The 24,285-nt window shown below is 41.0% G+C and carries 21 protein-coding genes and 2 pseudogenes; 6 read left to right on the plus strand and 17 right to left on the minus strand.

Annotated features, from left to right (window positions below; all coding sequences use genetic code 11):
- Nucleotides 1-521: pseudogene (locus CZ367_RS13810) on the plus strand (relaxase/mobilization nuclease domain-containing protein); the annotation flags it as partial.
- Between the two features lie 82 nt (nucleotides 522-603).
- Here the strand turns inward: CZ367_RS13810 and CZ367_RS16360 are convergent.
- Nucleotides 604-765: pseudogene (locus CZ367_RS16360) on the minus strand (DUF2188 domain-containing protein); the annotation flags it as partial.
- Between the two features lie 1,062 nt (nucleotides 766-1,827).
- Between CZ367_RS16360 and CZ367_RS13825 the strand changes: the two are divergent.
- The 4 genes from CZ367_RS13825 to CZ367_RS13840 all read left to right on the plus strand — a co-directional run bounded on the left by CZ367_RS13825 (nucleotide 1,828) and on the right by CZ367_RS13840 (nucleotide 5,766).
- Nucleotides 1,828-2,601: a dihydroorotate dehydrogenase electron transfer subunit gene (locus CZ367_RS13825; RefSeq protein WP_077197502.1), complete on the plus strand. Its 774-nt coding sequence runs from the start codon at nucleotides 1,828-1,830 to the stop codon at nucleotides 2,599-2,601.
- Nucleotides 2,602-2,649: 48 nt separating this feature from the next.
- Nucleotides 2,650-3,558, plus strand: coding sequence for a dihydroorotate dehydrogenase (locus tag CZ367_RS13830; protein ID WP_077197503.1), 909 nt, complete (start codon nucleotides 2,650-2,652; stop codon nucleotides 3,556-3,558).
- Between the two features lie 542 nt (nucleotides 3,559-4,100).
- Nucleotides 4,101-5,126 carry an IS110 family RNA-guided transposase gene (locus tag CZ367_RS13835; protein ID WP_077197504.1) on the plus strand — a complete coding sequence of 342 codons (1,026 nt, stop codon included), beginning with the start codon at nucleotides 4,101-4,103 and terminating at the stop codon, nucleotides 5,124-5,126.
- Nucleotides 5,127-5,307: 181 nt separating this feature from the next.
- Complete coding sequence (locus CZ367_RS13840) at nucleotides 5,308-5,766, plus strand: hypothetical protein (protein ID WP_077197539.1); 459 nt, start codon at nucleotides 5,308-5,310, stop codon at nucleotides 5,764-5,766.
- A gap of 7 nt (nucleotides 5,767-5,773) precedes the next feature.
- Here the strand turns inward: CZ367_RS13840 and CZ367_RS13845 are convergent, their stop codons facing one another.
- From CZ367_RS13845 to CZ367_RS13905, 13 genes are all read right to left on the minus strand, one after another.
- Entirely contained in the window at nucleotides 5,774-7,255 is a 1,482-nt protein-coding gene (locus CZ367_RS13845; RefSeq protein WP_077197505.1) for an MBOAT family O-acyltransferase, read from the minus strand.
- A gap of 25 nt (nucleotides 7,256-7,280) precedes the next feature.
- Nucleotides 7,281-8,066, minus strand: coding sequence for an SGNH/GDSL hydrolase family protein (locus tag CZ367_RS13850; RefSeq protein ID WP_077197506.1), 786 nt, complete (start codon nucleotides 8,064-8,066; stop codon nucleotides 7,281-7,283).
- A 4-nt stretch (nucleotides 8,067-8,070) separates the two neighbouring features.
- Entirely contained in the window at nucleotides 8,071-8,823 is a 753-nt protein-coding gene (locus tag CZ367_RS13855; protein ID WP_077197507.1) for an exodeoxyribonuclease III, read from the minus strand.
- Between the two features lie 27 nt (nucleotides 8,824-8,850).
- On the minus strand, nucleotides 8,851-9,444 hold the full coding sequence (gene folE / locus CZ367_RS13860; RefSeq protein ID WP_077197508.1) for a GTP cyclohydrolase I FolE: 594 nt from the start codon (nucleotides 9,442-9,444) through the stop codon (nucleotides 8,851-8,853).
- Nucleotides 9,445-9,504: 60 nt separating this feature from the next.
- Nucleotides 9,505-10,209, minus strand: coding sequence for an SPOR domain-containing protein (locus CZ367_RS13865; RefSeq protein ID WP_077197509.1), 705 nt, complete (start codon nucleotides 10,207-10,209; stop codon nucleotides 9,505-9,507).
- Nucleotides 10,210-10,285: 76 nt separating this feature from the next.
- Entirely contained in the window at nucleotides 10,286-12,406 is a 2,121-nt protein-coding gene (locus CZ367_RS13870; protein WP_077197510.1) for a BT_3928 family protein, read from the minus strand.
- On the minus strand, nucleotides 12,403-12,948 hold the full coding sequence (locus CZ367_RS13875; RefSeq protein WP_077197511.1) for a DUF1599 domain-containing protein: 546 nt from the start codon (nucleotides 12,946-12,948) through the stop codon (nucleotides 12,403-12,405). Before CZ367_RS13875 ends, CZ367_RS13870 begins: the two co-directional genes overlap by 4 nt.
- A gap of 178 nt (nucleotides 12,949-13,126) precedes the next feature.
- Nucleotides 13,127-13,534, minus strand: a complete 408-nt coding sequence (gene folK / locus CZ367_RS13880; RefSeq protein ID WP_077197512.1) for a 2-amino-4-hydroxy-6-hydroxymethyldihydropteridine diphosphokinase — start codon at nucleotides 13,532-13,534, stop codon at nucleotides 13,127-13,129.
- A gap of 43 nt (nucleotides 13,535-13,577) precedes the next feature.
- Nucleotides 13,578-14,762: a tRNA preQ1(34) S-adenosylmethionine ribosyltransferase-isomerase QueA gene (gene queA / locus CZ367_RS13885; RefSeq protein ID WP_077197513.1), complete on the minus strand. Its 1,185-nt coding sequence runs from the start codon at nucleotides 14,760-14,762 to the stop codon at nucleotides 13,578-13,580.
- A gap of 5 nt (nucleotides 14,763-14,767) precedes the next feature.
- Complete coding sequence (gene truB / locus CZ367_RS13890; RefSeq protein ID WP_077197514.1) at nucleotides 14,768-15,466, minus strand: tRNA pseudouridine(55) synthase TruB; 699 nt, start codon at nucleotides 15,464-15,466, stop codon at nucleotides 14,768-14,770.
- A gap of 21 nt (nucleotides 15,467-15,487) precedes the next feature.
- Nucleotides 15,488-16,303: an undecaprenyl-diphosphate phosphatase gene (locus CZ367_RS13895; RefSeq protein ID WP_077197515.1), complete on the minus strand. Its 816-nt coding sequence runs from the start codon at nucleotides 16,301-16,303 to the stop codon at nucleotides 15,488-15,490.
- A complete protein-coding gene (locus tag CZ367_RS13900; protein WP_077197516.1) occupies nucleotides 16,303-16,545 on the minus strand; it encodes a DUF3098 domain-containing protein in 243 nt (80 codons plus the stop codon). The genes CZ367_RS13895 and CZ367_RS13900 overlap by 1 nt, the downstream gene beginning before the upstream one ends.
- Nucleotides 16,546-16,612: 67 nt before the next feature.
- Nucleotides 16,613-17,491: a cell division protein FtsX gene (locus tag CZ367_RS13905; RefSeq protein ID WP_077197517.1), complete on the minus strand. Its 879-nt coding sequence runs from the start codon at nucleotides 17,489-17,491 to the stop codon at nucleotides 16,613-16,615.
- Between the two features lie 278 nt (nucleotides 17,492-17,769).
- Here CZ367_RS13905 and CZ367_RS13910 point away from each other — a divergent pair, with 278 nt between their 5' ends.
- Nucleotides 17,770-18,552 (plus strand): radical SAM protein, encoded by a 783-nt coding sequence (locus tag CZ367_RS13910; RefSeq protein ID WP_077197518.1) that lies wholly within the window; start codon nucleotides 17,770-17,772, stop codon nucleotides 18,550-18,552.
- 177 nt (nucleotides 18,553-18,729) lie between these two features.
- On the opposite strand, the gene lpxA is transcribed toward CZ367_RS13910, so the two are convergent.
- The 3 genes from lpxA to CZ367_RS13925 all read right to left on the minus strand — a co-directional run bounded on the left by lpxA (nucleotide 18,730) and on the right by CZ367_RS13925 (nucleotide 24,274).
- A complete protein-coding gene (lpxA, locus tag CZ367_RS13915) occupies nucleotides 18,730-19,512 on the minus strand; it encodes an acyl-ACP--UDP-N-acetylglucosamine O-acyltransferase (protein ID WP_077197519.1) in 783 nt (260 codons plus the stop codon).
- A gap of 92 nt (nucleotides 19,513-19,604) precedes the next feature.
- Nucleotides 19,605-20,984, minus strand: a complete 1,380-nt coding sequence (locus CZ367_RS13920) for a TolC family protein (protein ID WP_077197520.1) — start codon at nucleotides 20,982-20,984, stop codon at nucleotides 19,605-19,607.
- 29 nt (nucleotides 20,985-21,013) lie between these two features.
- Nucleotides 21,014-24,274, minus strand: a complete 3,261-nt coding sequence (locus tag CZ367_RS13925) for an efflux RND transporter permease subunit (RefSeq protein ID WP_077197521.1) — start codon at nucleotides 24,272-24,274, stop codon at nucleotides 21,014-21,016.
- Between the last annotated feature and the right edge of the window lie 11 nt (nucleotides 24,275-24,285).

Here is a 24,285-nt window from a genome sequence, read left to right on the forward strand (position 1 = left end):
CCCTACTTGAAAAGTACAAAAGTACAGGTATCACAGGACATTCCATGTTCCTCTATGAGTTGAACAAGCACGGAGTAACCATAGATCGTATGAAGAACAAGCAGAGCAAGGTCTATGGCTTGAAGTTCTCATACGGAGAATATGCGTTCAAGGCATCGGAAGTAGGCAGAGAGTTTGGCTACCGTTCCTTGCAGAGGAACTTTGAAGCATCCAACAAGGAAGAATCAAAGATGCCACACCAAACAATACAGGAACCGATAGAAAAGAACGAACAGCCTGATACAGGCTATCAACTCGTACCCAAAAGCCGTTCCTCTATCTCACGAGACAATGACACTCCACGAGTGCAGAATCCCATTAGTGCAGTGGCAGACACCATTGTTAGTGCAGCCGATGAAGTTGTGGAAGGGTTAGGCGATTTGATTACACCATCCGCACAGGGCGATGATTATGCCGAAGCAGCATGGCAGCGCAAGCTCAGATACCAAGCGAACAAGAAAAAGAGAGGACGAAGACTATGATACAGTTGGTAGGATCTTTTGTTTCATGGTGATAAACTAGCAGGGAGTGCCAATTTGACACTCCCTGTCTTCTTAGATGACGTTAATGTTTCGTGTCTTTTGGAGGGCAAGAGTCATTACCATAACTATTAGGATTCTGAATCTTTCCATCCTTTCCATGAGGAATAAGTTCTGCCCCTTCTTTCTTGGCAAGATTGCGTCCCCAGTCCATTGCCTCCTTCTTTGTTTCAAAGTGTTTTGAGGCTCTGTCTGCATTTGGTCACTTTGCGTCCCACCCTCCGTCTGGATTAGAAACAACATGAATTTCTTTTCTCATATCAATCATTTTTAGTTGATAGTTTTTCTTACGGTGTCCTTCCGATTCCGCTACGGTGCAATAACAGCATATCTAAAAGCAAAATAGCAATTATGGTGCCAAAAATTAAAAATATTATTTTGGGTCTTCCGGAATTTGGAGTGATGGTATTATATTTTTCAGGCTTCCTGTTGATAAAAAAGGTACTGTAAACCCTTAAATATAAGCTCTTTGTGGTGTGGATAACCCATGTAAGATAAGTATAAATTTTGTAGCCTTTATTTTAGCACTTTATTTTCTTTAATATTCAGTAAACAAAGGGATGTGAAAGAATAGAACTCACAAAAGTTATTGATAATCAGATATTAAATGATATCACTCCAAATTCCGGGAGACCCATTATTTTTTCGTTTTTATGATAAAACAATCTGTTTCTAATTTCAGTTTGTAACAGATTCTATAATTTCATATAGCTTATAGAAAGATAAAAATTATTAGGTATATTTCATCCAAAGCGCTTGTTATTCGGTAACAAAATATTATCTTTGCAGACAGAATAACAAGCGTTCTTTGTTAGGCAGAAAACAGCAAAGCCAAGTAGCTCGCTCGTTTCCAAATCGTTACCTATTCAGTTATGCCGACAAGGTAACTCCTTTATTTTCAATAAGTTGTATTTTAGATATTATCTTACAATGCAAAACATATATGTATTGGGGTGTCAAAGTTGAACTTTGAGAAACCACGAAATACAATCCTACTAACTCACTGATTACAAAATAGTTACAAAAAACAAAAGATATACGCAAATATTGGTCTATTCTTTCTATTTTCAAGTTTTATAGCTTTTTCCGTATTGTTCTATTTGAGAATTAATAAATAGCTCTTAGATAAATTTTCTACCAAAAGTAAGACAAGGCAAAATAAATGTTGAACAGAATGATTTTGAAAGCAGAGCTTTGTATATCTAATATTTTGTGTAACTTTGCACTTTAGAAAATTCTAAAACATACTATGAACAAGAAGTATATTCTCGACCTAAAGGTGGTAGCGGTGGAACAATTGAACGAAAAGAATGTGCTTTTAAAGCTTTCGCAAGATGCCCCACTACCCGAAATGTTACCAGGTCAGTTTGTGGAAGTCAGAGTAGACGGTTCGACTTCTACTTATCTCCGCCGTCCTATTTCAGTAAATTTTGTTGACAAGGAACGCAATGAGTTGTGGTTAATGGTAGCTACCATTGGCGACGGAACTCGCAAGTTGGGACAGCTCAAGGTGGGCGATACTCTGAATTGTGTGCTGCCATTGGGCAATACATTTACAATGCCTACATCGAAAGAGGACAATATTCTGCTTATCGGTGGTGGCGTGGGCGTTGCTCCACTGCTCTACTTTGGTAAACAAATCAAAGATTTTGGAGCTAACGTAACTTTTCTTTTAGGAGCTCGCACAGCAACCGATTTGTTAGAATTAGAAGAGTTTAGGAAATATGGCGAGGTGTATTGCACTACAGAAGATGGTTCGGAGGGCGAAAAAGGTTTTGTAACCAACCATTCTGTATTGCAAAAAGGCAACTTCACACAGATTTCTACTTGTGGCCCTAAACCAATGATGGTGGCAGTAGCAAAGTATGCGCACGCTGCAAGAATACGCTGCGAAGCTTCGTTAGAAAATCTTATGGCGTGTGGCGTTGGAGCTTGTCTTTGCTGTGTGGAGAAAACAACGGAAGGCAATAAGTGTGCTTGCACCGAAGGTCCTGTGTTCGACATCAACAGATTGTTGTGGTAAGATAGCGCAACACGTATATTAATAATGTATATCAATACGTAAAATAGTATGGCAGATTTAAGTGTAAAAATAGATAAGCTGAAATTAAAAAACCCTGTGATGACTGCCAGTGGTACGTTTGGCTATGGGTTAGAGTTTCAAGATTTTGTTCCATTAGACCAGATTGGTGGAATTATCGTAAAGGGAACAACACTCAAGGCTCGTGAGGGAAACGATTACCCACGTATGTGCGAAACGGCAATGGGTATGCTCAATTGTGTGGGGCTGCAGAATAAGGGTGTAGATTATTTTGTTGAAAATATCTATCCGCAAGTGAAAGAGATAGACACAAACATTATTGTGAACGTAAGCGGAAACTCGCCTGATACTTACGCCGAAACAGCCGAAAAGCTAAATCAGCTTGACCATATACCCGCCATAGAGCTCAATATATCGTGCCCAAATGTGAAGGAAGGCGGAATGGCGTTTGGAGTAACGTGTGCAGGAGCTGCCGAAGTGGTGAAAGAGGTGCGCAAACGCTATCATAAAACATTGATTGTAAAGCTTTCTCCCAATGTTACAGATATAGCAAGCATTGCTCGTGCGTGCGAAGACGAAGGTGCAGACGCTGTTTCGCTTATCAACACCTTGATGGGAATGGCGATAGATATTGAGAAACGCCAACCCAAATTGAGTATTCGCACAGGTGGTCTGAGTGGACCTGCTGTGAAACCTGTTGCCGTAAGAATGGTGTACGATGTGGCTAAGGCTGTTAAAATTCCCGTGATTGGCTTGGGAGGTATATCAACTGCAGAGGACGCAATCGAGTTTTTAATGGCTGGAGCAACGGCTATACAGATTGGCACAGCTAATTTTGTCGACCCACAAGTAACTATTAAGGTGCGTGATGGCATCAACAAATGGTTAGACAAGCACAGCTGCAAATCGGTAAACGAAATCATTGGCTGCTTGAGATAGATGCTAAAGGAAGGATAAGGATTGATTTTCAAAGAGTTGAGATAATTCGTAAGATTGTCTAATTTAGAGACTTTAAACCCAAATCGGTCGTTAGACTTCTTCGAGATTTGCGAGCTTATTTTGAGCTATTTTTGGTTGTTTTTGAAGACGTTTAGCGAGCTAAACAACTGAAAAAACAAACGAAAAGAGCCAAAATAAGGTGCAAAGACGAAGAAAAGCATAACATCTAAGCACTTTAAAAAGCCTTTGCGGACTAATGACCTCTAAGTTTGCAGAAGAATGCGACGCAGTCGCATAAACATTAAATAATCAAGATAAAACTATGATTACTAAAGACAGTTTCGTACCTTTGTTGTAAAAAGGTAGAATCGGTCTGTCGAAGAGGTAAACCAGCTAATGACCCAACTAAAAGCTATAAATCGTTTCGGACCTCATCGACATAGTTGCAAAGACCAGATAGGAAATTATCGGCTCTGAGCCTTGTTAGAGTGTTAGTCCATACAACTATCGACCAATTCTACTTAATAAAATTGTACAAATATATGAAGAATTTATTTATCGGAGTTGATTTTTCGAAAGAAAAAGTTGATGTGGCTATCATTTTTGCAGACGGTCTGACAGAAACGGCCCCAAGAGTGTTCAACGAGTTCAAGATAACAGTGTCTGGCTACAAGCAACTGGTCAAGTGGGTGGAGAAGAATTCCTACGGCATCGACCCTTCCCTGTGGCTCTTCTGCGGTGAAAATACTGGCGACTACAGCAAAGGGCTATGCAACTTCCTCTACGGCAAAGGCTACGATATGTGGCTTGAGAACGCCAAGAGCATCAAGGACGCATCAGGTCTTAGACGATTGAAGTCTGATCGCACCGACGCCTCGATGATTGCACAATACGCTATGAGAAATCACGACAAAGCCGTTATGTACGAGCCACTTAGCGAGTCACTTGCACAACTACGAGAGCTGTTTCTGTATCGTCAAATGGTGGTACGCCATAGATGCAGCTTTCAGGTGCGTAGAGGCGAGAAGAAGCTCACCATGGAGAAATCGCCTATCAAGACGATGATATCGCAGAGCGGAAGGCATATCGTGTCAGAACTCAACAAGGAAGTTGAGAAGATAGACAAGCGAATCGCCGAGCTCATTAAGCCGGACGAAGAGCTCACCGAGGTGTTCACAATCGTGACCTCGGTGCCTGGCATAGGAACGCAGAACGCTGTCTGTCTGATGGTGTATACAGACAACTTCCGTCGTTTCAACTACGACTCGCACAAGATTGCCTGCTATTACGGCTTAGCCCCATTCGGAAAAGACTCTGGCACCAGTGTGCATTCTGATCCGCATGTACATTATATGGAGAACCGCCAGATAAAGGCTATGCTGACACAAGCTGCACTGGCTGCCGTCAAATTCAATCCCGTTATGGCGAGGTACTATATGCGCCTCGTGGAACGCGGAAAGAAGAAGCAAGTTGCATTGAACAATGTCAAGAACAAACTTGTGCATTTGGTCACTGCAATGGTTAGAAACCGCCAAACATTCACCCCTGAATATAAAATCTCAGCATAAATTGAAAATAACGGTCAAAACATTTGGATATTAACATAGAAAGCGATTTGGGTTTAATTTTGTTTTGCGGAATATACTGAGTATGTGCAGATAACTATGGACTTTTCTTGTTTTTATCCTTTTATTCTCCATTTTTATGCTTATCTTTGCACATATAAAACAAAATAAGCAAAAGATTATTATGGCACGAAATAATAAGAAGCGTGGTTTCAGACACTCCCTAACCTTTAAGATACTTTGTGGACTGGTGGTGCTTTTTCTATTAGGAATGGCTTACAACTTTATTGTAGCTGAGAATGACGAAATTTCGGAAGAAGAAAAAGTGGAGGAGGAACAACGCAAGGCTGCATTGGATACGTTGGACGTAATAGGAGATTATTTATGGCCTGCAAGCAAACCACGTCAGGAAGACTTATTGACTGGTGATGAAAAAGCTGCATTGGAAGAAGCAAAAAATAAGAAGGCCGAGGATAAAGAAACGCAAAAGGCTGTTAAGAAGGAAAGTGATGAAATGAATAGTGAAGTTTCTAATCCTATTCCAGCTCCTGCTGCCGACCCTGTGCCAACAATTTCGCCAAAGCCAGCTCCTGCACCATCAATAGAGAAGGTAGAAAGTCCACGTGTGGAACAATTGGAATAGTAATTGTTTAAAAGTAAGTATAAATAAAAGGTTGTACGCTGTCTTGACTAAAGTTTATTGCCAATTGTATTGTAAGAAGAACGACAATAAACTTGACAATCCAATGTGAGGAAATGAACTTTTCTTGCAACCATTCGTAATCTTGCTTGCGAATAGCGAGGAGCTCTAAACCTACGAATAGCAAAAACAGCCACATAGGACGCGCCATAAGGAAAGGATAGAAATCGGTAACCGAAAAATCATTAGCTATGTTTTGGAGAATATGGAATGCTGTATCTATATTTGCAGCACGAAAGAATATCCAAACAAGGCTGATATAGCTGAATGTGATGAGCCAACTTGTAGATTTTACAAGTAAGTTGTTGGGAATTTTGTTTAAACCTATGTTCACGCAAAACTTGTGAGCAATAAGTCCTAACCCGTGTAAGATGCCCCAAAGAAGGAACATTCCTGATGCACCGTGCCACAGTCCAGCGATAATCATTGTAAAGAAACTATTGATGTAGGTACGTAATTGTCCTTTACGATTGCCTCCTAAAGGAATATACACATAATCTCTGAACCACGATGAGAGGGCAATATGCCAACGATGCCAAAACTCTGTAAGGTTGAGGCTTTGATAAGGGAAGCTGAAGTTATTGCTTAGTTCGTAACCCATCAAAGCTGCCAAACCAATGGCAATATCGCTATAACCTGCAAAGTCGCAATAGATTTGTAGTGTATAGCCTAATACACCCATAAGATTTTCAAAACCAGAGTAAGCTAATGGGTCGTTGAATATCCAATTATTATATTGTGCCAAGTAGTCGGCTAATATTGCTTTCTTAATCAATCCACAGATGATAAGCCATAAACCTTTGTTTATAAGTGCTTTATTGGTAGTTTGCGGAGTGTGTATTTGTGGAATAAGCACCTCTGCACGAGTAATTGGGCCAGCTATGAGCAAGGGAAAGAAAGTGAGATAGAAAGTGAAGTCGAGAAGTTTTGTAGACTTTGGGAAGCGTTCCTTGTGCACATCTATTGTGTAGGATATGGCTTGAAAAGTGTAGAAAGAAATGCCTACGGGGAGTATAAGTTGCAAAGGAGAGAAGTTGGTTTTCAACAATGAGTTGAATATATCAATTGTAAAGTTGGTATATTTATAGTAGAGTAGGGGAAGAAGTTCGATGGAAAGTACAAGAAATAAGCCTATTTTGCGTGGCTTACCTCTGCGTAAACGCATCATCTTTTGCGTAAAAAACCACGATGAAAGTGTTGTGAGGGGTAGGAGAAGCATCAATGCGCCATTTGCTTTGTAGGCAAAAAAGAGGCTGAAGAGTATTACGTATGCTTGCTTCGATACCTTTTTGTGCTTGTTTAGTCCGATATAAATAGCAAAAAATATTAAGAATGAAGCCATAAAAGGAATTGTACAGAACGACCAATCCTTTGTTGGTTGGAACAAAAAGGACGAAAACGAATTTACAATATGTTGAAAATCTATGTTCATCTTTTATCGCTTGAGTATCTTGTTGTTATTTCTTATATCCTTCAAATGCAGGTTGCAAGAGCTTTGTGTTGGTGGCTTTATGATGTGCCTTTGGAGTTTTTAAGCGTAGAGGATAAGTTGCTTTATTGCTTTTCATAAAGTCTGCAACCTTGTTCATCCATTCTGCTGAAGCTTCCCACGTAGGGTGATAATGGTCTGCGCCACGTTCTAACTTGAGCGGTCTGCTATCATAAAAACTTCCTTTGGGAACGTGTTTCTGAATTAGGTCAATAATTCCAGTTTCGCCATTCCAAACAGAAGGGCTTATCCATACGTACGGATAGTTGTGCAACTTCTTTGTAATCTCTTCAATATATGTCTGTCTGATGTCTAAATCATTGATAAACAACTCGTTGCTTCCTAAACATAGAATTATATAAGTAGGCTTATATTCTTTAATAAAATGTTCTATTGTTTGTGTTTTTGCCCATTTCTCAGTAGTAGAGCTGTACCAAATAACAGTATAGAGTTTATGCTCATTTTCGGCTGCATAGTCGCCAAAGCGGCGTGAAAGACCCTCTACCATTGAGTCGCCAATGAATAAAAATGTGTGATGTTTGATTTTATTGGTTTTCTTTCTTTGTGTTTTAGTTATTGTTTTATTCTGTTCTATCTTGTTTGCATTCTCTTTTGTATTACTTTTCAATGCAGTAATACTCATCTTTTTAAGGAAAAACTCGCCCACTGCTATTTGTTGTGGAATAACAGCATAAATACAGACGGCTGCTAATACAGCAGCCATCAGTAAGAGAGTTTTTGCTTGTTCGCTCATCTGTTTACAGATTTACTTCCACTTCTACTGGGCAGTGGTCACTTCCAAATATGTCTGTATGTATCTTTGCATCAATGAGTTGTTCTCTAAGACGTTCAGACAATAGGAAGTAATCGATGCGCCAACCTGCATTCTTTTCACGTGCTTTAAATCTGTACGACCACCACGAGTAAGTTACTTGTTCGGGGTATAACGTGCGAAAACTATCAATAAAGCCACTGTTAAGGAATTGTGTCATCTTAGCACGTTCCTCATCGCTAAATCCTGCATTCTTATGATTGGTCTTTGGATTTTTGAGGTCAATCTCTTCGTGTGCCACGTTTAAGTCGCCACAAACCAACACAGGCTTCTTCTTGTCCAAAGATTTGATATAGTTTTGGAAGTCGTCTTCCCATTTCATTCGATATTCCAAACGTTTCAAACCATCCTGTGAATTGGGTGTGTAGACAGTTACAAGATAAAAGGTATCCATTTCAAGTGTAATGACACGTCCTTCGTGGTCGTGTTCATCAATGCCTAATCCGTATGTAACGTTTAATGGTTTATGTTTGGTAAATATAGCTGTACCCGAATAACCTTTCTTATCTGCATAGTTCCAATACGACTCATAGCTCTCAAAAGCGATGTCGAGTTGTCCCTCTTGCATCTTTGTTTCTTGTAAACAGAAGAAGTCTGCGTCAAGTTTAGCAAAACTTTCTTTAAACTCTTTGCCTACGCAAGCCCTTAATCCATTTACATTCCATGATATAAATTTCATTCTTAATCCTTTCTTTACTCGTATGTTTTAGATACCTACGGTCTCTTTGCTGATAAGGTTCATAAACTCTTCACGTGTTTTAGCCTGATTGAAAGCACCGCTAAATGCACTTGTTGTAGTGATAGAGTTGCGCTTTTCTACGCCACGCATCTGCATACACATATGTTTTGCCTCAACGATAACCATCGTACCTAATGGGTTTAAGGTTTCTTGAATACAATCCATAATCTGTTGTGTCAATCGTTCTTGTACCTGAAGGCGATGACTGAAGATGTCTACAACACGTGCAACTTTGCTCAAACCTGTGATATGTCCGTTAGGAACATAAGCCACGTGAGCCTTGCCATAGAAGGGCAACATATGATGTTCGCACATAGAGAAGAAGTCGATGTCTTTTACGATAACCATTTGGTTGTATTCTTCGGCAAAGAGTGCATCTGTAAGCACCTTACGTGGGTCTTGTGTATAGCCACGAGTGAGCGTCTGCATAGCTTTAGCTACACGCATAGGAGTTTTCTCTAATCCTTCACGTGCAGGGTCTTCACCCAATAGTTGTAATACTTCTTTATAGTGTGCAGCGAGGTCGTCCAAACCTTCGCGATATTGTGGGTCTATTTGCATTTTATTATTGTTGTTTTATAATTAAATATTTAGTTTCTTAGTTGTCCTAATATATTTTGTTTAATATGTATAATCTTCTATTTCAGGAGCTAATGTTGGTTCTCCTACGACCTCTGTTGTCTGTATTGTAACCATTGTTCGAATAATATTAGCGTGCGTAAATCCTTCTTTCTTAAGTTTTTTTATCACCTTACGGGCTTCGTTATAGTTTGTAAAGTTCCCTACCTGACACATCCATCTTGGTGAATAGAAGTGTACATAAATAGGTTGATCGGGAAGGATTTGTTTAGCTTTCTGTCCCATTCGTTCAGCTTCTTGGCGTGCTATGCGTGTGTTTCCGCCTGAATAAGCCAACACTCTGAAGCCTCTTACTTTCTTTACGCCTTTGAGAACACGCTTGGTAACAGTATGTTTTGTTTCAGTGCCATCAATAGGGTCAATTACTTGTTTTCGTACTCTACGTCTCACCAATTTTGTGCGTTGTGTCGACGATGATGTTGTGTTAGAGTTGATTGTAGGCGACTCTATTCGTGGTGTAGGCACAGTTTTTATATCAGCCTTGGGAGCTTGTATTTTTTTTGTGTTGGGTGCTTGTGGTGTATTGTTCTTTTTGTTGTCTTCCTTGTTAGGCTTTTTGGCTGCCTTTTTCTTTCCATTCACCAATGCATCTATATCCGCACTTTGTGTAACGGTTACCGTTCCTTGTGCACAGACAGCAAGCGTGCCGATGAGTGCGATGATTAATGTGGTAAGGAATTTTTTCATTTGATGTTATTTTAGTAAATCCTACAAGTGCTTTAGCATTGATATAATAGCACTTGTAGGACTTTTTATTTATCTTTTATTTCTTCCAAGCGTCGATAATAGCCTTGAAATCAGCTGCCTTCAATGAAGCACCACCAATCAAACCACCATCAATATTTGGTTTAGAGAAAAGTTCAGAAGCATTTTTAGCGTTGCAGCTACCACCATAAAGGATGCTTGTTTCTTCTGCAACTTCCTTGCCAAACTTGTCTGCTACGATAGAGCGAATGTAAGCAAGCATTTCTTCAGCTTGGTCAGATGTAGCAGTCTTACCTGTACCAATAGCCCAAATTGGTTCGTAAGCAAGGATAATGTTCTTCCACTCTTCTGCGCTGAGATGGAATACAGAGCCTTCAAGTTCTGCCTTTACTACTTCGTTCTGCTTATTAGCTTCACGCTCTTCAAGACTTTCACCGCAGCAGAAGATAACCTTCAAGCCATTAGCGAGTGCCAACTGTACCTTTTCTTTCAAGATTTCAGCTGTTTCAGCATAGTACTGACGGCGTTCAGAGTGACCGAGGATAACGTATTCTGCACCAGTGCTCTTTACCATTGCAGCAGATACTTCACCAGTGTAAGCACCCTTTTCTTTGTCTGCGCAGTTTTCTGCACCAAGACCCACTAAATCCTTATCCAAAACGTTAGCAACACTTGCCAAATGTATGAAAGGAGTGCAAATTACAACATCGCAATTTGGTTTGTCTGCCTTGAGTGCATCATTGATTTCAGTTGCCAATGCAACACCTTCTTGCAGGGTTTCGTTCATCTTCCAGTTACCTGCTACAATTTTTTTTCTCATTTGTCTTTTACGTTTTAAAAGTTGATATAATTTGGTTGATTGCTCATGCTTTATCAGCCATTCTTCTTTTTCTTTCAGCCACATTTCTCGCTTCTTTACCCATTTAGACCAAGCTAAAAATCGGTCGGCAATGATAAGCACCACCAAAGGAAGGATATAGCAAAGAATCATCGCAAGAATTTTTGTCCAAGTATTATTCTCTGGTTCCCGTCCAATGGTGAGCATCGGAAGTGGCGCATTAAGCTCTTCTATCGTTGGAATGTCGTTATGACTCCATTTGTTGATGATAGTTCCTTTATAAAGCAATACCAATCCTGGGTTGCTTCTAATGACGGTTTTCAGCGTTGTACCGTCCATCGTGTAGAACGGATATTCTGCTCCCGTTACGTTGCGCCAATGCTTTATGCCTTGTTCGGTACTGGCTGTCAATCCATAGAAGCTATAACCATTCTCCTTTGCATATTCGTAAATGCCGTCTATGTTTCCAAAGTTTCGGTCTTGTGCAACCTCCAAGTGTGGTGATATGAGCAAAAAGGTGTACCCCTCTTTTGTCAATATCTGTTCGGTAAGGTCTTCTCCTGTAGCATCATCCGTGATACTGAAATCGTGTATTGGAGGTTCATATCCTTGTTCCAATACCTCTTGTTTGGTATCTACAAACACCCAAGTGCTATCGTTATAAGGATAAGTACTCTCGTCAAATTCTTTTTGAACTCCATTCTTTGTGCAAATAAACGTTGTCTTATATTTGGTTTGCTTTGCACCTTTTGGCATTTCCATTCCTTTTTTGATATTCTGCCCAATGTAGTAGGGACGGAAGTCGAATACAGGAAGATGGTATAAGCTAAGCAGCGACACCGCAAATATGAAGATTATAGTGAAATGCAGTGCGATCCATTGATTGTTTTGCGAGATAAATCTCGTCTGATACAAAGGATAGCGCATCACCACAATTGCCCCAAATAGCAGTACGACATTCTTAACAAAGGTTTCTGTATTGCTAAGATGAATGGCGTCTCCAAAACAGCCACAGTCTTGAATAGGGTTGCCAATGGTAAGCCATAACGACACAATGGTCATAAAAACCATCAATCCTACAGTGATTTTGCTCACTAAACGGCGTTGAATGGCCAAGAGAATAAGCACACCGAGGGTAAACTCCAATCCTGAAAGCGCAATAGATGTTCCTAATTGCACCCATTCAGGCACTACTCCTGCCAATCCCAATGCTTCTAAGTAGTCGCCAATCTTGTATTGCGTACCCAAGGGGTCGATACTCTTGACAAATCCAGAGAAGATGAACGTTAAGGCAAGAAGAAGTCTACAAATGTTGACCAATAGCGATTTCAGCTTACTCATAAAGTCTTAATAGCTCCAAAAACTGCGTAATTAATGATGTCCATATAGTTGGCATCTATTCCCTCGCTTACCAAGGTGTTGCCATTGAGTTGCTCAATTTCTTTCACACGTTGTATTTTAGTAAGGATAAAGTCGGTATAACTACTCACACGCATATCTCTCCACGCCTCTCCGTAGTCGTGATTTTTCTTTAGCATAAGGTTGTAAGTAGTTTTTGCAAAACCTTGATAGAGTGCTATTGCTTCTTCTGGCGTAATGTCTACTGTGTCCACGTATGGGCGTTCCAACTGTATCAAGCCTATGATGCCATAGTTGATGAGTGCAATAAACTCTTGTCTAATGTCGTCGCCCACAAGGTTTTCGCCCGTTATTTCTATCGAACGAATCCGTTTAGCCTTTATAAAAAGCTGGTCGGTGAGCGATGAAGGACGCAATATGCGCCACGAAGCACCATAGTCGTGTAGCTTTTTGGTGAAGAGTGCTTCACACTCCTGCAAAACTTCCTTAAACTCTTGTTCTGTATTTAAAGTCTGTTGTGACATCAGTTTTATTTTCTATTTGATTGCAAAAATACTGAAAATAAACGAATAAAGCAAGTTGAAATAGGTAAATATATGGGGTAGTGAGGTTAAATGCTGTTGTATATATATAAATTGAGGATAAAGGTTGTGTTAAACCTTCATCCTTAATTGTGAATGAATAGCCCTGTGATAGGACTTTCTATTTCAATATTTCTTTTAACGGCACCATAACAAACTCACGTTCCTCCATTAAGGGGTGAGGAACAATAAGGTCGGGCTCGTTAATTTTTAGTTCATCATAAAGCAGAATGTCAATATCTATAATGCGGTCTTCGTATTGCTTGTCCTTGGTTTTATGCGCTCTCCCCATGTCTTTCTCAATGCGTTGTGTGGCTTCAAGAAGTTGGCGTGGAGCTAACTCTGTTTCTACACAAATACAAGCATTTAGGAACTTGTTAGGACTTTCAAATCCCCAAGGTTCGGTCTCTATCAGTGACGATTGGCGAACTACCTCGCCTATTTGCTTAGCAATAAGTGTGATGGTGTCACGCATTATGGCTTTGCGATTTCCTAAGTTTGAACCTAATCCTAAATATACTATATGCATTGTCAGAATATTTTATAGTTTTGCTTTACGAATAAGGTTTGTCTTAATCGTTGAGAATTAATAGCGAGTCACCGAAACAACCAAACTTATAACCTGCCTTTACCGCCTTGTCGTAAGCTTCCATCACGATGTCGTATCCTCCGAAAGCTGCTGTTTCCATAAGAAGCGTAGAGTAGGGGTGATAGAAGTTTACAAGCATAGAATCTGCCAATCCGAAGTCGTAAGGAGGGAAGATAAACTTATTGGTCCAGCCATCATACTCCTTTAAGAAACCATCTGTACCCACTGCGGTTTCGGTAGCCTTTACAACGCTTGCCCCCACTGCGCACACACGGTGTCCAGCCTTCTTGGTATCGTTTACAATGCGGCAAGCCTCAGCAGTGATGTGCATTTCTTCAGAATCCATCTTGTGTTTTGTAAGGTCTTCCACTTCTATATCGTGGAAGTTTCCTAAGCCACAATGCAAGGTGATGAAAGCAGGAGTAATACCCTTTATTTCCATCATCTTCATCATATGTTCTGAGAAGTGGAGATTTGTACCAGGTGCAGTTACAGCACCTTCCTTATCAGCAAAGACTGTTTGGAAGTTCTCCAAATCGTCAGCGTCAGCGTGTGCAAAGTCTTCGCCTTCTTCTTTCTCTCTGTTGTCAATGATGTAGCGTGGCAATGGAGCTTCGCCCAATGCGTACAATTCACGCTTAAATTCTTCGTGGTCGCAATCGTAAAGGAAACGAAGTGTACGCCCACGTGATGTAGTGTTGTCGATAACCTCGGCTACCATTGAGCCTGACTCGTCAAAGAAGAGCTTATTGCCAATACGTATTTTGCGTGCAGGTTCTACCAACACATCCCATAAACGCATTTCTTGGTTGAGCTCACGGAGTAAGAATACTTCAATCTTTGCATCGGTCTTTTCCTTTGTTCCATATAGACGAGCGGGAAACACCTTTGTGTCGTTGAGAACGAATGTATCTCCTTCATCAAAGTAATTCAAAACATCTTTGAAGCGGAGGAAGTCTTCTTCTTTTGGGTCGCCTTCCACCTCTTTATTATACATATCTATTGTACCCGACTTGCGATGTATTACCATCAATCGAGCCTCATCTCTACGTGTAATTTTAAACGTTTGGCTTGTTCCGTCAGCACGATTAAGTACTCGCTCTGACGAGTGAGGGTACAACACTACTTGCTCTTTTGGTAAATTGAATTTAAATTGTGAAAGCTTCATCTATTTTATTTTTCTATTGTCTGTGAGTTTAGCCATTCTTGGAAATGGCTGTAATCTATACATTCTTCTACTTTTACATCGCCTACTCGTGTGCGACGCAATGCGGTGAGATAAGCTCCGCTTTGCACGGCTCTCCCCAAGTCGCGTGCTAAGGCTCGGATATAAGTTCCTTTGCCACAGTTTACACGCAATGAGAGTTGCATCTTTTCTTTATCGAAATGGGTTATTTCTATCTCGTCTATGTGTATATGCTTTGGTTTTAGTACCACTTCTTCGCCTTTTCGACGATAGTCGAACGCTCGTTTACCATCTATTTTTACTGCGCTATACGTAGGAGGTATTTGTTCTATGTCGCCAATGAATTGGGGAAGCACATTGCGAATAGCTTCCTCTGTGATATGCTCGGTTGGGAAAGTTTCGTTTACCTCGTGTTCCATATCATAGCTGGGCGTTGTTGCCCCCAACTGCAAGGTGGCGGTGTATTCCTTTGAGTGCGCTTGAAGCGTCTCTATAAGTTTGGTTTTCTTTCCTGTGGCAAGAATAAGTACACCTGTTGCCAAGGGGTCGAGTGTTCCTGCGTGTCCTATTTTCACCTTTCCGCCTACTGCCTGAGAGCAGAGATAGCGCACGTGAGCCAAAGCCTTGAAACTGGTGATGCCGTATGGCTTGTCTATGGGAATGATAACTCCTTCTTTAAAATCCATATTCTATTGTTAGTCAGAATGTTAATCAACCATATTCAGCGATACACCTGAAAGAATCATTATCAAAATTATTGCGCCTACGATAATTCTATACCACCCGAAGGCTTTGAAACCATACTTGGTGAGAAAACTAACGAACCACTTCATAGCCAATAATGCTACAACGAACGATACTATGCTACCAACGCCAAGGAGCATAAAGTTTTCGCTTGTAGCCCAACTTCCATCGCCTTTGAGAAGGTCATAGAGGTCGAGAATGGTCGCACCAGCCATAGTAGGTACGGCAAGGAAGAATGAAAATTCGGCAGCCTTCTTACGTGTCAGCTTGTTTGCCATACCGCCCACGATGGTTGCCATAGAGCGGCTCATACCAGGGATGACAGAGAGGCATTGGAACAAGCCAATATTGAAAGCATGCTTATAAGTTACCTCGTTTTCATCTACGCCCTTATTGAACAACTTGTCGCAAAAGAGCATAAACACACCACCAAGGATAAGCATTACTGCCACTACCTCAACAGAGTCTAACAGCCAACCCAACAGTCCGCTTTTCTTTGCTGCAAGTCCCACCACAACGGCTGGCAACACACCCACAACGAGCTTTGCATACAGGCGTAAGGTTTCTTCGTTGAGGCTGAAAAATCGTTTCCAATACAAGCAAACCACAGAGAGGATAGCTCCAAACTGAATGATGAAGGTGAAGGCGTGTACAAACTCGTTGCCTTGCTCTACGCCTAAAAGGTTTTGCGTAATAATCATGTGCCCTGTTGACGATACGGGTAAAAACTCGGTCAATCCCTCAACGATGGCAATAATAATTGTTTGAAGTAAATCCATTATTCAGCAGTATTATCCTCGTTTTTTGGTCGATACATAATTGCGCCAATGATTGAAACGAACCCAAAGAAGGTAATCATAGGAGCAACCTTGATTTTCATCGCACTAAAAATTTCTGGATTGTACTGCGCTTCGGTAGAACTTCCACCGCTCATAAGGATAAAACCTAAAATGACTACTGCAATGCTAATGCCTAACAAAATGTAGTTGATTTTGCTAAATGCTAAATTTCTCTTATCCATTATTTTATAATTTTTCCCACAAAGTTTTATTGCACGAAACCTTGTGGGAGTTGGGTTTATTCTGTTTTTAAATCTTATAAAGCGAACTTGCCTTCATCTTCAAGAACTTGTTTACCGAAAGCCAAGAGCAGAAGAAGGTTATCAGTACACCAAAAGCAAGCATTACCAAAGCGGTGATAATAAGCACATTCCAATTCAATATCACGGTAATTTCAGGGTCGTATTGGAACAATAGCGACATACCTACGCCCAATACTGCAATGGCAATAAGTGCTGAAACCAAACCTTCGATGATAGCGACACGAAGGAAAGGCATACGGATAAAACTCCACGATGCACCTACCAACTTCATTGTGTGAATGGTAAATCGGCGTGCATAAACGCTTAAACGAATGGTGTTGTTGATAAGCGAGAACGAAACCACCGTGAGCAAAGCAGCTATAATGAGCAAAACAAAACTAATTTTGCCCAAAGTGCGGTTTACACTCTCTACCAAGTCTTGACGATAAGTAATGTCGCTAACGCCTTTATAAGTCTTTAGATCTTTAGCAATCCACTTAATCGAATCGTTGTTGGCATAATTGGCCTTCAACTGCAATTCTATTTCAGCTGTAAAAGGATTTTCGCCTGCAAATTCGGCAGGGTTTGCACCCAATTCTTTTGTACCTTCTTTGAGTGCTTCCTCCTTGCTGATGAAGTTGAGGTTGCTAATGTATTTTTGTTGGTCAACCCTTTCGCAGAGTGCAGCACACTCTTCGTTGCTCATATCGGGCTGAAGAATCATTGTTATAGTGAGATTTTCTTTTACATATTGACTGAGGTTGCGGCTTGTGAACACCGTCAAAACCACCATTCCAATCAATATAAGCACCATAGCTGTACTAATGCACAACGTTATTACTTGTAAGCTGCGAGGCTTACCTGCCTTATTTCGTTTTTTTGCCATCTGTTCTTGTCTATGTAGTATATACCTAATCAAGTGCAAAGTTACAGCAAAATAAACGAATAGCAAAAGAATTTATATTTTATTTATAATCTATCTAAAATTCAAACAATATGCTTTCTGTGTCTGAAGTATTTATTCTAACTTTGCGTAAAGCAAACCCCCAATATTGGGGAATTATGGGTAAACCTTTCTGATATGTCCGACCCGTCCGACTCGTCCGACAAGTCCGACTATTCTAATCGCATCGCCCCAACCTATCAACCAAAACATTACGACCAATGAGTACAATAATTTATCCTTCTCCTATTTTCGGTCCTGTAAAGAGCCGTAGATTAGGAATTTCTTTAGGCATAAACCTCCTCCCTGGTGATGGCAAGGTGTGTACATTCGATTGCATCTATTGCGAATGTGGGTTTAACAAAGACTTTCGCACAAAGTCGGCTTTTCCTACTCGTGAGGAAGTGGCGGAGAAGTTGGAAGCAAAACTCAAAGAAATGAAAGCTGCAAACGAACTGCCCGATGTGCTTACTTTTGCAGGCAATGGTGAGCCAACGCAAAACCCTTATTTTCCTGAAGTGATAGACGATACCATTCGTTTGCGCAATGCGTATTGCTCTAATGCGAAGGTTTCTGTACTGAGTAATTCTACGTTTATACATCGTCCAAAGGTGTATGAAGCATTGATGAAGGTAGACAATAATATATTGAAGTTGGATACCATCAGTGATGATTACATAGATAAGGTAGACCGCCCTGTTTTGCCTTCGTATAGTGCAAAGAAAATTATCGAAGGAATGAAAGCATTTAAAGGAAATCTTATCATTCAAACCCTTTTTATGAAAGGAACATCGCAAGACGGCATTGATGTGGACAATGTAAAAGAAGCGTTTATCGCACCTTGGTTAGAGACTGTGAAAGAGATTGCCCCTCGTGGAGTTATGATTTACACCATAGCACGTGAAACTCCTGACCCTAATCTTCAGAAAGCTACCAAAGACGAACTCGACGCTATCCGTGACCGAGTTATTGCAATGGGTATTCCGTGTAGTGCATCGTATTAAGGATAGGGAGAGTTGTATCATTCAAAAGAGGTGGTTATGCAGAATAGTTTAACCAAAATCGATTATTAGGATTTCTCTTTGCCGTACGACACAGAGAAATCCTAATGACGATTTGGGATAAAGGGGCTGACCTCTTGGGCACCCCCTTTGTTAACATTGTAAATTGATAGGTATGAATTATAATTTACTGATAATCCCTTCGTTCGTATTACGAATAAATTCTACAATATTGCGTATTTCTGCCGAGTCTGGCACTTGTAGGTCTACCTGAATACAAGCATCAAATATGGAAGTTTGACCGTGGAATACCAAACGATAAGCATTGGCAATATGCTTTCGTACCTTTTCGTCGATGCCTATGCTTTCGCAGATGCTTGTGTTTACTCCACCGTATGCGATAGGATTGCCTCCAGCGATAATGTATGGAGGTATATCACGATCGAAGTTTGTACTTGCTTGTATTGTTGCTGCTTCGCCTACTCGCGTATGTGTCTTCTGAATAACTCCCGAGCCAAAGATAGCGTGGTTGGCAATCTCGCAGTCGCCTGCAACCTTTGTGCCATAACTAAAGATGCAGTGGTCTCCTACCTTGGTGTCGTGGCTGATGTGAACGCCCTCCATAAGGAAGTTGTTCGACCCAATGATAGTTTGGCAGCCACGATGGGTGGCACGATTGATTACTACGTTTTCACGAATGATGTTGTTGTCGCCAAGTATGCACTCGCTTTTTTCGCCTACAAAACTGAAATCTTGTGGTAGTGCGCCTATTACAGAACACTGATGTATTTTGTTTCCATTGCCTATGCGTGTGCCATTGAGAAGGCTTACGAATGGGAAGATAATACAATTGTCGCCAATTTCTACATCGTCTTCAATGTAAACGAATGGGAATATTTTGCAGCCGTTGCCTATCTTTGCTTTGGGAGATACTTCGGCTTTTGGACTAATTTCACTACTCATATTCTTATCCCTCACTCTTTCGTGCGGAAAGGGTGCTCAACTTGCTTTCGAGGGTTTCGTGTTGATAGTTTTATAATGCTATTACTTATCGATTATTTAGACCCGCCACCAAGCGCATAGTAAAGATTTACGATGGCTTGAAGTTTAGAAAATTGGTCTTGAACTTGAGAGATTTCTGCATTGAGAAGATTTTGTTGAGCTGTGATAACTTCAAGATAGTTACTTGAACTCTGCTTGTAAAGCATTTGTGATTGCTCCACACTCTTCTTTAGAATGTCTATCTGCTGTGCATAGAGTGCATTCTTTTCTTCGGCAGCATTGTAAGCTACCAAAGCATTACTTACTTCAGAACCAGCTGTAAGTATGCTGTTCTGCCACTTGTTGTAAGCTATTTGATATTGATCTTGGGCTACACGCAAACCTGCCTTAATCTTTCCTTTCATAAAGAGCGGTTGGGTAAGTCCTGCAACAGCATTGAGGAGAAGTTTGCCAGGGTTTACTAATCCGTTAGCATTGCTCCAGCCTCCTGTTCCCGTGATAGTTAAAGATGGATAAAAGCGTCCACGAGCTTCTTGCACATTATAGAAACATTGGGCTAAAGCCATCTCGTTGGCGTGAACATCGGCACGATTGCTCAACATTTCTACACCTATGCCACCTGAGAAGTTGGTTGGAAGACTCTGGTTGTCCAATGTTCCACGTGCTATGCCGTGTACAGGTTCGCCCATTAATAAACTTAGTGAGTTTTCTACTTCACGGATTTGGCGTTTTATGTCGGTTGCTTTGGTCTGAACGCTGTAATAAGCCGATTGTGCGCTCTGTACACTGGTAGAACGAGCACGACCGTAATCCATCTGAAGTTGCATCATTTCCCACGTGTTTTTGGTCAATGAAGCCATATCTGTTACAATTTGGTTTTGCTTATCAAGCATTAAAAGTGTGTAATATAAGTTTGCTACATTACAAATCAACCTTGTTTGTACTGCAACCTTATAATCTTGCAGTTGGATAAGCATCATTTGGGCAGCCTTTTTCTCATTGCGTAATTTTCCAAAGAGGTCTATTTCCCAACTTGCAGCTATCGGAAGGACGTACGATTTGGTTGCTTCTGTGTGAGAACCAAAGTGAGATACTGTGCCTTGTGGTGCAAGCGCAAACGAGGGAAGGAAAGCCAATTTGGCAGCATTTATCTGCTGATCGGCTATGTCAATGTTGAGTGCGGCATTGAGAAGGTCAGGATTATTAGTTAAAGTCTTCTCTATGATAGCTTGAAGATTGGGGTCGGTAAATACGTTACGCCAAGGAAGAAGTCCAAAATCGTTAGCTCCTTCAAGCGTTGCCTCTGCATTTATAGGGTCACGTACAATGCCTTTGGTTTTTACCTCTGGTCGTTCGTATGTGCCGTATAAGCTCTTGCAACCTGCCAGCGACAGGGTTGCAAGTCCTAAAACGAATATATTGATTTTCTTCATTTTTATCTTTCTTTTGTTTTCTACTGCCTTTATTCTTCTATTTTGTAGCTTTCGGCAGGTCCGCCAATAAACTGTTTGAGTTCTTTAGCTACTTGCTTGTTCTCTTCATCTTCAAATACCATTGGCTTGAGTTTCTCTTGCAGATATTGGAAGACAACGAATAAAGACGGAACAATGAACACCTGACAAAGCGTACCTATAAACATACCACCCACGGCTGCAGCTCCAAGGGTCTGGTTACCATTGCGACCCACACCGCTGGCAAACATCAAAGGAAGCAAACCTACAACCATTGCCAACGAAGTCATAAGGATAGGGCGCAAACGAGCACCTGCACCAAGGATAGCGGCATACTTTATAGCCATACCTGTTCGGCGGCGTTCCAATGCAAATTCTACAATCAAAATAGCATTCTTAGCCAAAAGACCGATAAGCATAATGAGAGAAATTTGCATATATATATCGTTGTTGTGTCCGAACAGCATTGTGAAGAGGAATGCACCTGCCAAACCGAATGGAATAGATAGCACTACTGCCAATGGAAGCAAGTAGCTTTCGTATTGCGCACTCAAGATGAGGTACACAAAGACAAGACAGAGGGCAAAAATCATTGCTGTTGAGTTAGAAGACTCTTGCTCTGAACGTGTCAAACCAGAGAACTCATAGGTGTAACCTGCTGGTAGTTTTTGTGCTGCCACTTCCTCCACAGCTTTGATAGCATCACCCGATGAATAGCCATCTGCTGGTTGTGCGTTCACCATAATTGATGTAAAGAGGTTGAAACGTGCAATATTGGAAGGACCATATACACGCTTGAGCGTACAAAATTCGCTTACAGGTGCCATTCCGCTCGGTGTTCTAACGTAGATGCTGTTGAGTCCGCTTTCATTAATTCGGCTTTCCACAGTTCCTTGTATCATTACACGATAGAGCTTGCCATACGCATTGAAGTTAGAAGCGTACATACCACCGTAGTAACCTTGAAGTACAGAGAGTATAGCGGCAGGAGATGTGCCTGCTTGTTTAGCTTTTGCCACGTTAACATCTACCATATACTGCGGATAGTTAGGGTTGTACGAGGTCATCGCATTACCTATTTCTGGTCGTTCGTTAAGTGCTTTGAGGTAATCTTGCGTGATAGCGAAGAATTTGTTCAGGTCTCCACCCGTTCTGTCTTCCATTGAGATAGTCAAACCATTAGACATAGCAAAGCCAGGAACCATCGGAGGGCCGAATGCAAGCACTCTTGCGCCCTTGATGCTGGCAGTTTGCTTGTAAATCATTCCTAAAATCATATTAGAAGATGTAGGATCGATGAACAAGCCTGCAATTCCTGCACCATTGAAAACAGATTTGATGCGGTCAAACATACTGTACTTACGTTCTTCGAATGGTTTCAACTTCACAATAAATGTTGCTTGGTCTGATCCCTGACCAGCTATAAAGTTGTAACCTATTAATTGCACACGACGTTCAACGTATGGATTGGTTTCCAACATCTTATCTATTTGGTCTGTTACCTTTCTTGTTTCAGCTTGAGACATACCAGGCTCTAATGAAACAGTTGCAAAGAGTACGCCTGTATCTTCGTTTGGAATAAGTCCTGTCTTGGTAGTTGCCATCGTTATAACCAATGCCACGATGCCTAAAACCACCGCACCACCAGTTACAACACGATTGCCAATAATCTTTTCTACCGACTTTTTATACTTCTTATTTATCTTGTCATACTGCGTATTAAAGGCTAAATGGAAACGGTCGATACGGCTCAGATTCTTATGTTCTTCCTCTTTATGCGGTTTAAGGAATATTGCACAAAGCGCAGGCGATAAGGTTAAGGCATTCAAAGCCGAAATCACAATTGATACAGCCATTGTTACACCAAACTCGCGATAGAACGTCCCCGAAGTACCACTCATAAATGATACAGGCACAAACACAGCTGCCATTACCAATGTGATAGAGATAATCGCACCAGAGATTTCGTTCATAGCATCGATAGCTGCTGTTAATGCACTCTTATAACCTAAATCCAATTTTGCGTGAACTGCTTCTACAACCACAATAGCATCATCGACCACAATCGCAATGGCAAGTAAGAGGGCTGAAAGTGTGAGCAAGTTGATAGAGAATCCAAACATCCAAAGGAAGAAGAATGAACCTATCAATGCCACAGGTACAGCAATCATTGGAATTAATGTAGAACGGAAGTCTTGCAAGAATACATATACCACAAGGAAAACCAAACCTAATGTGAGGAAAAGGGTAAAGATAACTTCCTCCATTGATGCGAACAAAAATTCTGTAACATCTTGTTGAATGGTGACTTTCATTCCCGGAGGCATATTCTTTTGCACATCGTCAAGTGCTGCCTTCACATCTTTTGCAATCTGTGTAGCGTTAGAACCCGCAATTTGTTGCACCATTCCGACTACGGAAGGCTGTTTGTTGTTAAGCATAGAGACCGAATACATCAGTCCGCCCAATTTTATATCAGCTACATCGGATAGGTGTAATATCTGTCCATTGTTATTCGACTTGATAATAATATCCTCGTATTCTTTTTCTGTTTGCAGTCGCCCTTTGTAACGTAAGGTATATTCATACTTCATATTACTTTGTTCTCCAAGCGAACCAGGTGCAGCTTCAATGTTTTGTTCTGCCAATGCGCCAGCGATGTCAGATGGTACAAGTCCATACTGCTTCATCTTTTCAGGCTTCAGCCAAATGCGCATAGAATAGGTTTTCATACCCGGTGTCTGCACATCGCCTACACCATTGATACGCTTGATGAGGGGCACAACGTTAATGTTGTTATAGTTGGTGAGGAACTCATCGTCATATCGACCGCCATCGCTTGTCAATGAGTACATTACAACATTGGATGTCTGTCGCTTAGATACCGTTACACCTGCACGAGTTACTTCTGCTGGAAGCAATGCTTGTGCCTGTGAAACACGGTTCTGCACGTTTACAGAAGCCATATTTGGGTCTGAACCTTGTTTGAAATACACAGTAATCATTGCACTACCATTATTGGTGGCTGTGGACTGTATATAAGTCATATTTTCAACACCGTTGATACTCTCTTCCAATGGAGTAATCACGGAGTTCAATACCGTTTGTGCGTCAGCTCCTTGATAGTTTGCCATTACCGAAATGGTAGGTGGTGCAATATCAGGATACTGCTCAATAGGAAGCGATACCAATCCGATTGTACCCAAAAGTACAAAGAAGATGGATACCACCGTTGAGAGTACAGGACGCTTTATAAAGTTTGTAAATGTCATATTCTTATCCT

Origin of the sequence: Prevotella ihumii (assembly GCF_900155655.1) — a bacterium.
Taxonomy (GTDB): Bacteria; Bacteroidota; Bacteroidia; order Bacteroidales; family Bacteroidaceae; genus Prevotella; species Prevotella ihumii.

Bases quoted from the DNA above. Each gene is read 5' to 3' on its own strand.
- truB (WP_077197514.1), bottom strand. From the start codon at position 15,466: ATGGATTTTAAAGAAGGAGTTATCATTCCCATAGACAAGCCATACGGC.
- CZ367_RS13855 (WP_077197507.1), bottom strand. From the start codon at position 8,823: ATGAAATTTATATCATGGAATGTAAATGGATTAAGGGCTTGCGTAGGC.
- folE (WP_077197508.1), bottom strand. From the start codon at position 9,444: ATGCAAATAGACCCACAATATCGCGAAGGTTTGGACGACCTCGCTGCA.
- CZ367_RS13835 (WP_077197504.1), top strand. From the start codon at position 4,101: ATGAAGAATTTATTTATCGGAGTTGATTTTTCGAAAGAAAAAGTTGAT.
- CZ367_RS13825 (WP_077197502.1), top strand. From the start codon at position 1,828: ATGAACAAGAAGTATATTCTCGACCTAAAGGTGGTAGCGGTGGAACAA.
- CZ367_RS13895 (WP_077197515.1), bottom strand. From the start codon at position 16,303: ATGGATTTACTTCAAACAATTATTATTGCCATCGTTGAGGGATTGACC.
- queA (WP_077197513.1), bottom strand. From the start codon at position 14,762: ATGAAGCTTTCACAATTTAAATTCAATTTACCAAAAGAGCAAGTAGTG.
- CZ367_RS13865 (WP_077197509.1), bottom strand. From the start codon at position 10,209: ATGAAAAAATTCCTTACCACATTAATCATCGCACTCATCGGCACGCTT.
- CZ367_RS13870 (WP_077197510.1), bottom strand. From the start codon at position 12,406: ATGAGTAAGCTGAAATCGCTATTGGTCAACATTTGTAGACTTCTTCTT.
- CZ367_RS13830 (WP_077197503.1), top strand. From the start codon at position 2,650: ATGGCAGATTTAAGTGTAAAAATAGATAAGCTGAAATTAAAAAACCCT.
- CZ367_RS13920 (WP_077197520.1), bottom strand. From the start codon at position 20,984: ATGAAGAAAATCAATATATTCGTTTTAGGACTTGCAACCCTGTCGCTG.
- CZ367_RS13840 (WP_077197539.1), top strand. From the start codon at position 5,308: ATGGCACGAAATAATAAGAAGCGTGGTTTCAGACACTCCCTAACCTTT.
- lpxA (WP_077197519.1), bottom strand. From the start codon at position 19,512: ATGAGTAGTGAAATTAGTCCAAAAGCCGAAGTATCTCCCAAAGCAAAG.
- CZ367_RS13925 (WP_077197521.1), bottom strand. From the start codon at position 24,274: ATGACATTTACAAACTTTATAAAGCGTCCTGTACTCTCAACGGTGGTA.
- CZ367_RS13850 (WP_077197506.1), bottom strand. From the start codon at position 8,066: ATGAGCGAACAAGCAAAAACTCTCTTACTGATGGCTGCTGTATTAGCA.
- CZ367_RS13845 (WP_077197505.1), bottom strand. From the start codon at position 7,255: ATGAACATAGATTTTCAACATATTGTAAATTCGTTTTCGTCCTTTTTG.
- folK (WP_077197512.1), bottom strand. From the start codon at position 13,534: ATGCATATAGTATATTTAGGATTAGGTTCAAACTTAGGAAATCGCAAA.
- CZ367_RS13910 (WP_077197518.1), top strand. From the start codon at position 17,770: ATGAGTACAATAATTTATCCTTCTCCTATTTTCGGTCCTGTAAAGAGC.
- CZ367_RS13905 (WP_077197517.1), bottom strand. From the start codon at position 17,491: ATGGCAAAAAAACGAAATAAGGCAGGTAAGCCTCGCAGCTTACAAGTA.
- CZ367_RS13875 (WP_077197511.1), bottom strand. From the start codon at position 12,948: ATGTCACAACAGACTTTAAATACAGAACAAGAGTTTAAGGAAGTTTTG.
- CZ367_RS13900 (WP_077197516.1), bottom strand. From the start codon at position 16,545: ATGGATAAGAGAAATTTAGCATTTAGCAAAATCAACTACATTTTGTTA.